This window comes from Pseudomonas sp. GM33 (genome assembly GCF_000282295.1).
Taxonomy (GTDB): Bacteria; Pseudomonadota; Gammaproteobacteria; order Pseudomonadales; family Pseudomonadaceae; genus Aquipseudomonas; species Aquipseudomonas laurylsulfatiphila.
The window spans coordinates 52,211-64,964 of the sequence record NZ_AKJO01000181.1 but is presented as its reverse complement, the minus strand read 5'-3'; the positions used below and the strand labels follow the sequence as shown (position 1 = coordinate 64,964).

At 47.2% G+C, this 12,754-nt stretch carries 11 protein-coding genes and 3 pseudogenes; 11 read left to right on the top strand and 3 right to left on the bottom strand.

What is annotated here, in order from left to right; all coding sequences use genetic code 11:
* Positions 1 to 63 precede the first annotated feature (63 nt).
* From PMI26_RS31075 to PMI26_RS0129955, 5 genes and pseudogenes are all read left to right on the top strand, one after another.
* Positions 64 to 192: pseudogene (locus PMI26_RS31075) on the top strand (tRNA 2-thiocytidine(32) synthetase TtcA); the annotation flags it as partial.
* A gap of 314 nt (positions 193 to 506) precedes the next feature.
* Entirely contained in the window at positions 507 to 1,595 is a 1,089-nt protein-coding gene (locus PMI26_RS02155) for a site-specific integrase (RefSeq protein WP_238540849.1), read from the top strand.
* Entirely contained in the window at positions 1,592 to 3,244 is a 1,653-nt protein-coding gene (locus tag PMI26_RS02160; protein WP_007980088.1) for a hypothetical protein, read from the top strand. The genes PMI26_RS02155 and PMI26_RS02160 overlap by 4 nt, the downstream gene beginning before the upstream one ends.
* Positions 3,207 to 5,528 carry a hypothetical protein gene (locus PMI26_RS02165; protein WP_007980086.1) on the top strand — a complete coding sequence of 774 codons (2,322 nt, stop codon included), beginning with the start codon at positions 3,207 to 3,209 and terminating at the stop codon, positions 5,526 to 5,528. Before PMI26_RS02160 ends, PMI26_RS02165 begins: the two co-directional genes overlap by 38 nt.
* 1 nt (position 5,529) lies before the next feature.
* Positions 5,530 to 5,940, top strand: a complete 411-nt coding sequence (locus PMI26_RS0129955) for a hypothetical protein (protein ID WP_050549235.1) — start codon at positions 5,530 to 5,532, stop codon at positions 5,938 to 5,940.
* A gap of 144 nt (positions 5,941 to 6,084) precedes the next feature.
* Here PMI26_RS0129955 and PMI26_RS02170 read toward each other — a convergent pair whose 3' ends face one another.
* Positions 6,085 to 6,291, bottom strand: coding sequence for a helix-turn-helix domain-containing protein (locus tag PMI26_RS02170; protein WP_007980084.1), 207 nt, complete (start codon positions 6,289 to 6,291; stop codon positions 6,085 to 6,087).
* Between the two features lie 102 nt (positions 6,292 to 6,393).
* Between PMI26_RS02170 and PMI26_RS02175 the strand changes: the two genes are divergently transcribed.
* From PMI26_RS02175 to PMI26_RS31065, 6 genes and pseudogenes are all read left to right on the top strand, one after another.
* Entirely contained in the window at positions 6,394 to 6,981 is a 588-nt protein-coding gene (locus tag PMI26_RS02175) for a hypothetical protein (protein ID WP_007980083.1), read from the top strand.
* Positions 6,978 to 8,378, top strand: coding sequence for a DEAD/DEAH box helicase (locus PMI26_RS0129950; protein WP_033048422.1), 1,401 nt, complete (start codon positions 6,978 to 6,980; stop codon positions 8,376 to 8,378). Before PMI26_RS02175 ends, PMI26_RS0129950 begins: the two co-directional genes overlap by 4 nt.
* Before the next feature lie 441 nt (positions 8,379 to 8,819).
* A pseudogene (gene tnpC / locus PMI26_RS0129945) lies at positions 8,820 to 9,482 on the top strand (IS66 family transposase); the annotation flags it as partial.
* Positions 9,483 to 9,496: 14 nt separating this feature from the next.
* Positions 9,497 to 10,339, top strand: a complete 843-nt coding sequence (murI, locus tag PMI26_RS02180; protein ID WP_007980073.1) for a glutamate racemase — start codon at positions 9,497 to 9,499, stop codon at positions 10,337 to 10,339.
* A 26-nt stretch (positions 10,340 to 10,365) separates the two neighbouring features.
* Positions 10,366 to 10,551: pseudogene (locus PMI26_RS31070) on the top strand (transposase domain-containing protein); the annotation flags it as partial.
* 53 nt (positions 10,552 to 10,604) lie between these two features.
* On the top strand, positions 10,605 to 11,000 hold the full coding sequence (locus tag PMI26_RS31065) for a VOC family protein (protein WP_007980070.1): 396 nt from the start codon (positions 10,605 to 10,607) through the stop codon (positions 10,998 to 11,000).
* Between the two features lie 97 nt (positions 11,001 to 11,097).
* Here PMI26_RS31065 and PMI26_RS0129940 read toward each other — a convergent pair whose 3' ends face one another.
* Together PMI26_RS0129940 and PMI26_RS31060 are read right to left on the bottom strand one after the other, a co-directional pair.
* On the bottom strand, positions 11,098 to 11,598 hold the full coding sequence (locus PMI26_RS0129940) for a sigma-70 family RNA polymerase sigma factor (protein WP_050549234.1): 501 nt from the start codon (positions 11,596 to 11,598) through the stop codon (positions 11,098 to 11,100).
* A 334-nt stretch (positions 11,599 to 11,932) separates the two neighbouring features.
* Positions 11,933 to 12,718 carry a class II aldolase/adducin family protein gene (locus PMI26_RS31060; protein ID WP_007980066.1) on the bottom strand — a complete coding sequence of 262 codons (786 nt, stop codon included), beginning with the start codon at positions 12,716 to 12,718 and terminating at the stop codon, positions 11,933 to 11,935.
* Positions 12,719 to 12,754: the final 36 nt, after the last annotated feature.

Genomic DNA, 12,754 nt, shown 5'->3' with positions numbered 1-12,754 from the left:
TCCTACAGGTCGATTTTTTGCGTAAAATGCCCGCCTTTCGTCACACCTCACGGATTTCGCGTCATGGGCACTCTCACGGTCAACCAGAACAAACTGCAAAAGCGCCTCCGCCGCCAGGCCGGTGAGGCGGTTGCCGATTTCAACATGATTGAAGACGGCGACAAGGTCATGGTCTGCCTGTCCGGTGGCAAGTTATAAGCAACAAAATTTCTGTAATGCAGAAAACTCTGCACTTCATCTCTCTAAGCCCCGTTCTAAAGCATCATCTCCCCCCTCTCGTTTGACAAAGCACGCTTCTGTCCTAGTCTATTCATAAACTAGTTATTGGACTAAGTATTTTGTCAAACATGAAGCTCAAACGATACCAATTCAATTCGTTGCCATTCGTGACCATAGTGGATGACGCGGATTGTCCTATCGATCCATATGTATCGTGTTATCTCAATGGCCCATTATCTGCTAATTCGGCGAATACGAGATTTAGATACGCGAATGAACTGTTGTTCGTGTTGCAGTATTTTTCTGAAAAGAATATCGACCTGCCCGCACGAGTTGCATCGGGAAAGTTTATTTCGCAGAAAGAGTATATGCAGTTCTATGATAGATGTTGTTTGAATAAAGGAGCAATGGATGCGGCTTCAAATGTAAAACACTTTAGGATAGATGATAAACACCTGAGAAATGTCATAGTCGCCAATCAGAAAGGTATGGCGAAGGTATCTAACGAGACTTTGGTAGGTCGCATTCGGCGTCTTAGGTGCTTTCTTAATTGGCTGTTTGAGCAGTTTCACGCAGCGCTTGAGATTGACGATGTGATAGGAGAGCAATTCAATAAGTTGATTGTTAAAATAAAATTAGATGAAGATGCGCTTGGCAGAAATGGAGGTCAACAAGTAAGCGGTGCTGAGGAGTCAGTCCTTCCTGATGAAATCTTCTTGAAGTTGTTAGAGTTGATAATGCCTTCTTCTCCTAATAATCCATTCAAAGCGTCAAGAGTCAGAAATTATCTGATTGTAAATTTGCTAACACAAAGCGGCATCAGAAGAGGTGCCCTGGGGAAGTTGAAAATTTCAGATTTCAACTTCCACGGTACTTTTGATCAGATATCTATCTATCGATCTGGGAACGATCCAACAGATCCACGAGCTGAAAAACCCAACCAGAAGACAAAAGCGCACATGGCTACGGTTGATAAAAATATAATGCATCAAGTTAAGTTCTATATTGATCACGTGCGCACAGCGTTTGCTCGTGCTCAATATCATGATTTCGTGTTTATTAGCGAAAATGATTCAAAAGGTACCGCGGGTAAACCGCTGTCCTTGAAATCAGTCAATTCACTCTTTCAGAAAATCTCTAAAGTACTGGGGGTTCATGTACATCCTCATATGTTGCGTCACAAATGGAATGAGATATTCGATGAAAAGGGTGAGCGGCAAGGTGTCGATCCTGCTCGACTTGAGGATATTAGGAAGTATGCTATGGGTTGGTCGCAAAATACTACTATGAATTATATTTATAATGACAAAAGACTTGCATTGAAAGCTAGGGAGTTATCACTGGCACACCAGCATAAAGTAGATCGAGAAAAATGAATCGAAACAAAAAACGGGAACAAGCAAAAGTTAGCAATAAAAAAGCTTTTTTGGTTACGGCTAAATCTGGCCTGGAGGTAAATACAGAAGAGGATGTATGGGTACTACTTCCAAATAATGGAAAAGGACATAGCCTTAACGTAGGATGGGTACGCTCATCGGATATACGGGAAGACGACAAAGATTTGATTTTAAATGTTTTTATATACTACGTTCGAACCAAGGCTGCTAGCACAGCGTCCGGTATAAATACCAATGTAAAGCCATTTATGTCCGGTGGAATTCCTTCGTTAGACAGACTAAAGGTAATATGGAGTGGACTCAAAACAAACCAAAAGAAAGGGCTTAATCAATTTTTTGGAACTCTCTCAAAACAGGGCCACAAGAGGTTTAAGGAGGTTCATTCGTTTACCTCTAAGAATTTGGATAAGATTCGTGTAAACGCACTTGATTCTTCCAGTGGGGCGTTAAACGATAGTGAGTTTGATTCACTGGCAAGGCAAATTAATATTTGCCTTCAAGAGTTTCAGTGGGCCGGTGATCGAGAGCTTTCCTTTTATCAGTCCTCAAGCCTTTATGGGCGCCTAAGAAATTTAGTTACTAACAAATTATTGCTTTCAATTGTCCGGCGGCCGATTCAAATTTCTCTTTTAAAGTGGTCCGACCTGATCCCCGTAGGTACAAGTTTTAACGATGCAGGGGTCCGTGCAGCAGATGAAATTGGTGCATTTTGCGGGCAAGCCCTGCAGCTACGAGTGTTCGTCGCAAAGTCTACAGGGATGAGCTTCTCGAGGGAGTGCCCCGAGCGTTACCCTATCTATATTTCCGATAATCTTTCAAAGGTACTTGTAGATTATAAAAAGGTAATCCTGGAGGGGGTTGCGATGTTGATGCAGTCATCGGGGATCGAATTAGAAGAGTCCGAGCTTTTGAGTTTAATGGCTGATATGCCTATGTTTCCACATGTTAGTCTATTTGAAATGCATGTTGGCTCTATAGGTTATTTTAAGAGTCTCTTTACATCACGCTCTACTGCCTACCACGTTTCTGAGGCGGCTGTGACAAGAGCCATGAGATGGGTTTCGGTTACCTCTGATCGATCAGCTGATTGCGTAGTCAGTTCCAATCGGATTCGTCATACTGTATTAACTCGCGGCGCCCAAGATGGACTTCCTGCTGCTCAGTTGGCAAGAATAACCGGCGTTACTGTGCCTGCCGCAAGGCACTATATAGACTTGGATTATAAGTCCAGGCAGGAGATTGACTCAAAATATATCGGCAATGAGTTTCTAAAAAAAGCGTTTAACAGTGCTTTAATAGCAGGTTCGGAGGGTGACGAGACCATATTTGACAGCAAGTTTAACCCTGTCGGAAGTCCTAGGAACAAGCGCTCGTGTACTACTTGTTCAACAGTAATGGGGAGACCGTTGGGCTGCTATGGATGTCCAAATTTTCGTCCAATGCTTGAGGCCGATCACAGATCGGTGTTGGAGCTCGCGGAGGACAAGCTTGCGGTCAATCGCAGTTCGTTAATCAATCCTCTTCACGCCCGGAGCATTGAAAAATTGGAGCGGCAGATTGCTTGGGTTAAGCTGACAATCAGCGTTTGTGATGAAAACCTTTCAAGGCAGAACGCAATTGAAGATTAACAAATACTTCGATCGGCTAGAGTCACTCATCGGCACATATCGTGACGCAGAACTAAATCAATTTGAGGGGGCTGGCAAAAAAGCTGAATTTGATGATTTGATTTGGTACCACATTGATCCTAATACCGGGCGCCGAACTAGGTATCTATGCGGAGTGCATGGGCGAAAAGGAAAAGGCAGTGCAGGTAGCTTACCTTCTGACGCTTTCCCTTATCCCTATAGTTATCTGGTAAAAGTGTGGATTATCGAAGTAGCAAATACAAATTTATCCGCTAACGAAAAGCAAGCTGAGACATCGGCAGTTAGAAAAATGTTGTCACTTATGGACGGGGACCTCTATGCCCAAACAGAATCCACAGTAAACAATCTTAACCTTGGGGCGCGGTCTGTTGCTCGCTTACGCCGTTTTTTTAATTTTTGTACCAAAAATGGGGTCATGCGAAAGATTGACTTAAAGATAAATGACAACAGAGATAGAACGGGGCACGCGTATTTGGACAACGCGCTGGAAAAGCTTCCTGATATTACGACAGTACTTGCCTTAGGCGCTATTTTTTCAAGTGTGTTTGAGCACGTGGATGAAAAAGGAGCGCTGCTTCCAGGTGGAAAAATAATAATGCGTGATGCCCTAGTTGTTACGTTTACCACATTGTCTCTAGCATCACCAAATCGTACTTCCGCTGAAATACCACTCCTACCCAAGCAGAAGCTTAACTCACATTCCGAAGGAAACGGAGCGCCCGTTTATTACCTCGATTGGACTGGAAGTAAAGGCTACGGGAACAAAAAAAACCATGTGCTTTCGGCTCTTGCCGAACCACTCACGAAAGCTATGAGCTTTTTCTTTAAAGCATGCGAGCCGGCAAGAGTGTTATGTAGATTTTACGAAAAGCCGTCTCAGAGCTTTAAGGTACTGCTCGGAAAATTCGAGATAGCGCCGGACCTAAAGCGCAATTTATCTTTAAACCACATCCCCAACCTTTTTACTTTGGGTTACGCATTGGGATTCTATGGGGTTAATGATTGTGTTCCGGTAATGAAGGAAGGTGCTGACTTGGCGTCCTTTCATTTGACTCAAAGAGGAAAGTGCTTTAAAAGAAAACCAATTTGGTCTTTGCGGTCTGAAGACCGACTATCGGCTTCAACTATTGGGTCTACATCGTTGTCGGCATTGCCATTTTTGTTCGGATACTCCCAGATTCCGAAAGTATTCTCCGATAAAATCTCTGTCACGGTTGGAGAGGTACAAGATTGGTGGATTTCATACTATAAAAAAAATATTCTTCCCGAGTTTCCGCTGTCGTTTGCTAGTGGTGAGGCAAGTATTCAGCTGAAAAATGCGATGTTTTGCTTCCTGGGGAGCTGGCTATATGGGGGCTCCAAGAAAGGAGTGAGCGGTGGGAAAACTTTTCAAAAATCAAATTTTTCTGTTGTACCGCTTTCGTCTATAGGGAGTTCTGTTCTAACGCGTATTGGCGTGAGTCAAAATGTCACATCAATTTTTCAAAGTTACGGATTTTCATCAGAGTTAAGCCTGTCACCGCATAGTTTGCGACACTTTGCCAACACCCTCGCGGATCTAAGTAATATTCCAGTTGAAATAACAACTGCATGGTCGGGGAGGAAAAGCTCTGAACAAACTCATACTTATATTCATACGAGTGAAGAGGAAAAATCGGGTCGAGTGAGTGCGATAATGAATCCACCCGAAATTGACAAAAAATCAATCAGGGTTTTTTCACAAGAACAGCTTGCGAAAACAACTAACCAACCGGCGTCGCTCACCTCAACGGGCATTTGCACCCAAAATCTAAACGTAACTCCATGTGGATATTTGAATGACTTTGTCTCACAGTGCTTCCTGTGTTCAGAAAGTTGTCACGTTGCTGGGGATGAGGATGCTCTAAAACTTCTTTCCAAAGACTTATCATTTCAAGTGATGAGGTTAGAGTCAGTTGCAGGAGACCTGCGCTTACCAACGTCCCAGGCGATGAGGCAATGGTATGTTATGCACTCTCGGAATGTTCATCTTCTTTCGATGCTGATTGATCTGATGAAAAGTTCTTCCGCAGGCATCACGATTCGTTACTCCAACAGAAGTTCAGAATTCAACCTGATCGATTTAAGCACGAAGGCCATAAAAAAAGTCGCGTGTGCGCTCCCAAATTTTGAGGAACGCCTAAAAGCTTTGATTGAAGATAAAAGTACGAACGTTGCGACTGATACCAATCCTCAGTTACGTTCTCTTTTGTCGTCTTTCGGTTTAGCAAATAAGGAGTTATGACGTGGTGGAACCAAAAATTTCTGCTCAGGCACAACGAAAGATAGAGATTATGCTGACCAAATGGACAGGAAAGCTTACTTGGGATGCGCTGGTAACAAGGGTTGAGCTAGAGCTCGCAATAAAAACGACAAGACAAACTCTCTGCACTTATGTTGGGATAGCTACATCATACAAGAATAAGAAAGCACAACTTCGAGGCGCATCGCCCTCGCTGTACACAAAAATCACGGCTTCTGATATAAAATTGGTTGAACAGATGGAGAACCTGAGAGCTGAGGTTGAAGTACTAAGAAAAAATAATGCTGAACAACTTCGAATGATTGAAAGAATGCTTTTGAATGCAAGCACAATTCCCAATCTAGATCTTCATGCTTTAGTTAAGTTGAGGCCTGAGGAGATACAAAAAAACTAATATAAAGTGTTTCATTTTTTTTGCCTCGGTTTCTGGTTGTTTTTAGAGTGCGGCGGAATTTTTACTTAAGAAAGCCTGGATGATTCAGTTGGCATGAATTAAACAATTGTTTTATCGCCCAACACATCGTCATTCATAATTTGTCTACGGTAAAAGTTCTGCTGGGCCACATTCAAGGCTTTCGGCAATCTGGTACAGCTTTTCCACCGTAATATTGACTTCGCCCCGCTCAATTCGCCCCATATAGCTACGGTCTACTTGGCAAATTAGAGCGAAGACGTCTTGCGATAGACCTTTCGCTTTCCTCGCTTGCCTGATCTTTTTCCCCAATTCTTCCGCCAGATTCCCCATAGCCGCCTCGACACACATGAGGAAGGACTATCGAGCGTTTGCGGACGAATCGGCCACGGACTATAATCCGTATTTTTGTTTAAAAATCATTGAGGTGCCTGCATGAAACAAGATTTATTCGAATTCGACAGGCAGCTCCATTCGCTGCTTTGCGAGCATTTTTCTGGGGGGTTCACGACCCATCAGTTGAGAGACGCGTATGCGGCACTCCTTCCTCCCTCAAGCTTTCGGCTCGCGGATGTGCGCGTTTATGTTTATGAACAGATCCGAAGGTTAATTCGCGCTGGCTGGGTGGAGATGGCAGTGCAACGTCAAAAGCGGGGACAGGTGTTTCGTATGCTGGAGATGCCGCAACGGCTGCAGCTCGTACTGGTAGATGGGAACTTCTCCATGAGTGTCGATCCTCTGGAAGGTCCAGCAGATGAGGGAAGAGAAACACCATGCCCTGTGCCTAGCTCAAAGGATGAGCAAGACGACCAGGTCCGCCTTCAAGCGATGCTAAAAGAGACCCGGCTTGATCTGCTTTCATCCTTGGGCGAGACCGAGCGGTACAAGCAGTTGTTTGAGGAAATTCCTCACCTGAAGGGGCGTTTTGAAGGGGTATATCTGGAAGTCCGTGACAGGAGCTCAAAGCTCCTGGGGCACGTTCGTGCAATTGAGAATACGCTTAAGGCGATTTCTGCCGCATGAACACCGATCTCAGGGTATGGCAACACGACTGCATTACGTTGGCTATGCAGCACTACACTCAGCAACCTCATTTCTTTTGCCAAGCAACTCCCGGTGCCGGCAAGACCAAAATGGCAGCGGAGCTGGCCAGACAATTACTAATGCAAGACAAGATAGATCTGATCCTCTGCTTTGCTCCGTCACGACAGACAATGGATGGATTTCAGAGAACGTTCTCCGCAGTTCTGGGTAAACGCCTGGACGGGTTGATAGGTGCCGTCGGTGCTGCTTGCACATATCAAGGAATGGAATATCGAGACGCAGCATTCTGGAAACTGTTCGACGACTATAGGGTGTTCGCGGTTTTCGATGAAATCCATCACTGCGCTGGCCATGACTTGCTGTTAAGCAATGCATGGGGTCAGCAGATTGTGCAAAGGATTCAAGACCGCGCCACCTTCACTCTTGCTCTCTCGGGGACACCTTGGAGGTCTGACCAGAAGGCAATAGCGCTTGCTCGATATTCTCAGCCAGACGGGGTGTTGATCTGTGATTACCGATATGGCCTGCAGGAGGCAATCGCTGACGGCGTATGTCGGTCGCCGCGCATCGTCGTTTTGGATAACAACATGGTGAGGTTAACTGAAACGCTATCCACAGAAGGCACCGTCACAACGTATCCGAGTATTGCCAGGTTACTTTCTGAGTCACCCGTGTCTTATGAAGATCTGCTGTTCCATGACGATATTTTGCGGCAGATTCTGTTGTTAGGGTGTACAAAGCTTCGCGAAATCCGTGAGCACCATCCGGAAGCCGGCGGCCTGGTAGTTGCGACAAACATTGAGCACGCTCACCGCATAGCTGACCTTATGCGTGCACAGGGGGAGGTGTGTCAGGTCGTGACCAATAAGACGCCAAACGCGCAGCAGGTCATCAATGATTTTCGACATGGTGGCTGCACCTGGATTATTGCGGTTGGCATGATCAGCGAGGGGACGGACATACCTAGGCTTCAGGTTTGCTGTCATCTAAGTCGTATACGTACCGAACTGCACTATCGCCAGGTCTTGGGCAGAATCCTCAGGCGCTCAAATGATGCGGATGAAAAAGCTTGGCTGTATGTTCTCGCGGAACCTGCGCTCCAGCAGTACTCGGAGCGTTTGGCCGATGATTTGCCCGATGATCATGCCGTATTGAGTGTCGTACGAGCTTCGCAGTTTGAGTGCGACGACCAGATTGACGACCATCCAGAAGATCCCAGTGGCATTGAGATCGCTATCTTGGGAGGTTCAATGGGCGGAGCCTATTCCCGAATGGGTAGCGACCACGCTATTTCGATTATCGGCTCATCCGAGCCCGCATTGTATGAACTCAATTTTTCTCAGCACTACCGAACTCAGCTTCTGAGCGTGTATTGAGAGCATGAGCTCATTAGCGTGGCTGTGGTTGGAAAGGTTCAGCTTCGGCTTCACAGTTCACCGACCCAGCGGACACAAAATGCCGGCTCCCCAAAGTTAATTTTGGTAGTGGCAGCACTGCGTTGGTGCCAATGCGAGAAACCTCTTGTGCGGAAACAGAAAAACAGACGTAAGAAAGCGCGATTCATCAAGGCGTTGATGGCCATCAAAATCACTCGAGAAGCACGTCAATTGCTTGAAGGGCGTTCAGCTCGCGCGAGTCGATTTCTGGATGGGATATCGATCGTCGGAGATAACTCAGAGTCCGATGGCTGCGAGGCACAGGGAAAATACATGCGTGACTGTTCAACCGTGGACGAGAGTACGGAGGCTAACTATCGTCGATAGTCATCATCCATTTTAAAGGAGGCCGCCCGCTTTGGCGCCGTGATTTTTAGCGTCCATGCACGCAACTTCCTGCAAGACTGGAAGGGAAAGCTAGTGTGTGACGATTTTGGCGGCTACAAAGCCAGTTTTGAACTCGGTGTCACCGAGATCGGCTGCATGGCCCATGCGCGGCGCAAGTTTTTCGAGCTGCACGCCACCAACAAGAGCCAGCTCGCCGAACAGGCCCTGCGTTATATCCAGTTGCTTTACGAAATCGAACGTGAAGTCCACGACCTAGAGCCGGATTTACGGCGCCGAAAACGGCAAGAAAAAGCGGTACCAGTGATGGATATGCTGCATGCCTGGATGATTGCCCAGCGTGATCTCGTGCCTGAAGGCTCTGCCATCAGTAGAGCATTGGATTACAGCCTGAAACGCTGGGCAGCGCTGTCGCGCTACCTTGATGACGGGGCCGTACCCATTGACAATAATTGGGCAGAGAACCAGATCCGGCCGTGGGCTCTTGGACGCAAGAACTAGCTCTTCGCAGGGTCGCTACGCAACGGACAACGGGCGGCGGCGATCATGAGCTTAATCCAGTCTGCGTGGCTCAACGGGCATGAACCGTATGCTTATTTGAAGGACGTCCTTACGCGCCTGCCGACGCAGCGAGCGAGTGAGATTACGCAACTGCTGCCGCATAGCTGGACTCCCGTGGGTGATAAAATATCGAATTGAGGGAGCGAGGACAAATGATCGGAATATTTGATTCTGGTAGCGGCGGACTGACGGTCTTCAGAGCGCTTCGGGATACCTTTCCTGATCAGCGTTTCATCTATTACGGCGACCACGGCAACGCGCCTTATGGCAATCGAGACGCCGACACGATCTATGAGTTCACAGTATCTTCGTTGGAGCGACTCTTTGAGTTGGGGTGCTCGCTGATCGTCGTCGCCTGTAACACGGCAGCTGCAACCGGCCTCCGCCGTCTTCAGCAAACATGGCTTCCAACTCGCTACCCGGACAAACGAGTGATCGGCGTTATCGTCCCAATGGTGGAGGCGATGACTGGTGTTCCCTGGTCAGCCGAATCCGATAGTGGCTTGCAAAACCACGGGAAGAAGACCGTGGCCGTCTTTGCAACACGCTATACCGTGGAAAGTCGAGTATTTGTCGAGGAAACCGCGAAGCGAGCGCCGAATGTTAATATCGTGCAGCAAGCCTGCCCTAGTCTCGTTCGACTCATTGAGGCAAATGCCCCGGTACAGGATCTCAGACGCGCCGTCCGACGTTACGTGACACTGTTAATGCGGCGATTGGGCGAGGAACGCTTAGACGGGGTATTGCTCGGCTGCACCCATTATCCGTTGATCGAAGATCTGTTTGCAGAGGCCATCCCAAACGATGTCGAGATTTTCTCTCAACCAAAAGTGACGGCAAGCAGTCTTGCTGGTTACCTAGCACGTCATCCAGAATTCGCATGTGGTCACGAGCCAGGCGCCACATTTTGTACATCGACCAATCCAGAAACTATAACAAAGCTCGCGTGGCGATTTTTGGGCGACACCAGCATGCAGTTTAATGCGTTGCCTTGAATCCAGTCGTGGGCACTCGATGCTAGAACTGGATTTTCGCGGGCTCGCTATGCAGCGGAAAACGTGCGGCTGCGATCATGAGTTTGATCGAGTCAGCTCGCATGAATGGGCATGATCCGTATGCCTATTTGAGAGATGTGCTGACGCGGTTGCCGACACAGCGAGCAAGTGAAATCGGTAATCTTCTGCCACATAAGTGGGTGCCGGCATGACCTTCACAAGGTAAAGTTGAGGCGACGGATGCCCTAACCAATCGGAGCGCCTGATGTTCAGCTATGTCATTATAGGCACTAACAATTTCGCCAGCGCCACAGACTTCTATAATCGCCTGCTTGCACCGCTAGGCATCAACCTGCTTGCGCTCAAGCACAATCCAGACCGCGCTCTATTCACTCAAAGTACGACTACCTCAGGTACGCCGTTCTGCGTCTACAGCCCGTTGAATGGCGAACCAGCGACACCAGGTAACGGGTCAATGGTTGGGTTCGAAGCTCGGACGCGGGCTCAGGTTGATGACTTCTACGCGGTCGCTATGGCCTCCGGGGCAACAGACGAAGGCGCGACAGGGTCGCGTCCTCAGTATTCACCGAATTATTACGGTGCTTACATCAGAGATCCCGACGGCAACAAAATATGTTGTGTATGCCACAGCGCTGACTGACGTTCTATTTCTGCGATCGATGAGTTCGCCAACCGAGCGGGTTCTTACCTCAGTACGCAAGGTGACTTGGGCAGACGCTTACGCACCTTCATCATTCTTACTGATCCAAAAACTGCCTGCAAATTTTCAGTCCAAGTGCGACATGCTTCTCCACCATGCTGGGGGAAATTCCCATGCCGGTAGCGACCTCATGATGAGCTAACCCATCGATGCGTGAAAGGATGAATGCCTCACGGCATCGCGCCGGCATACTGTCTACTGCCTGAGACAACAGAGCAACACGCTCCTGCCCCAGGAAGATGCGCTCGGGATCAAAATCGTGCGACAGGCCCGGCAAAAAATCGGCATCGGCCCGAGACTCCAAAGACTCCATTGGCAGACGCTGACGGTGCCGCGCCATATCGATCTTCATGTTCCGCGCAATCTGTCTTAGCAACCCCGCGGGTGATCGGACCTCTTGCTCTTCTGGCAGCATCAAAAAACGCTCGACACTGGCTTGAGCAATATCTGCAGCCTCATGGCCATTGCCACTTTTGCAATTTAACGACCTATAAAACTCGGTGTAAATCGGACTTAGGCTCTGAAGTTTATTGCTCATGGCACAATTCGCATCACGCTGGATCTCAGTGGAGGGTCGAGCAATAAATGTCATTCATGGGGGAAAGCTATTGCATTAACTAAAAGTCGAAATGATTTCAGGTGTCTTGCTTTTTATTTGAGAAGCTAGACTTGCTTGAAAAAAACGACTAAAAATTATATGAATGTCGCCACTGATAGTCGGTCTTCAGAGCAAAGATTTCAGGTTGTGTTGAAATAAGCCCTGTGAGGCATTAGATTAATAAATCTCTAAAGATTCGGTGTAATCCAAATCTCAATGATTGCCCTCGGATGCACTATTTTGCAATGGCCGTAAACCCACGGAATTTTGCGAGCTACAAGCGATAATCAGGATAAAGTTTATCAGCTAGCCTTCTCAGTGCGGCCCATTCAAGATCATCATTTGCACTTGCATCTGAGCTTCCGTCTGCCCAGCGCGATGCAGTGTTTTCTAGCACGGACTCTGGAACAAAGTTAAAGGCACATCCTGTCGATAGGATATCCAGCATGGTCTGACACGCTTGCTCAAGGAAAAACATTCGTTGAAATGCTTTTCCTATTGTGTTTCCAATCGTCAGGAGTCCGTGATTCCTCAAGATGAGTGCTTGATGGTTACCGAGACTGGAGACCAATCGCTCCTGTTCATCAAAATGGACGTTGAAACCTTCATAATCATGATAAGCAACTCGATTATGGAACTGCATACCTGACTGCGTAAATGTTTGTAAGCCTGTCTTAAGAGAAGCTACAGCCAATCCAGATCTACTATGAGTATGTACTACACAAAATGCATCGCTGCGTGCAGCATGAATAGCTGAGTGAATAATAAATCCGGCCCTGTTAATTCGAAATGCTGTAGGGCTTAGAATATTCCCTTGTAGATCAATTTTTATCAAGTTTGATGCTGAAACTTCATCATACCGGAGGCCCATTGGATTTATAAGGAAGTGCCCTCCAGAGCCAGGGATTTCAACAGTTATATGATTATAAATTAACTCATCCCAACCAAAATGGTGAGCAAGCCGATAAGCAGCTGCGAGGTCTTGGCGTAGAGCCCACTCTTCTGAAGTATAAGTCTGGACGATTTGCCCAGGGGCGTATCCACGTTGTGAGGTATTCATCTAACTTTCTCCGGAGCTGTCGTTGGGAAAGAATCC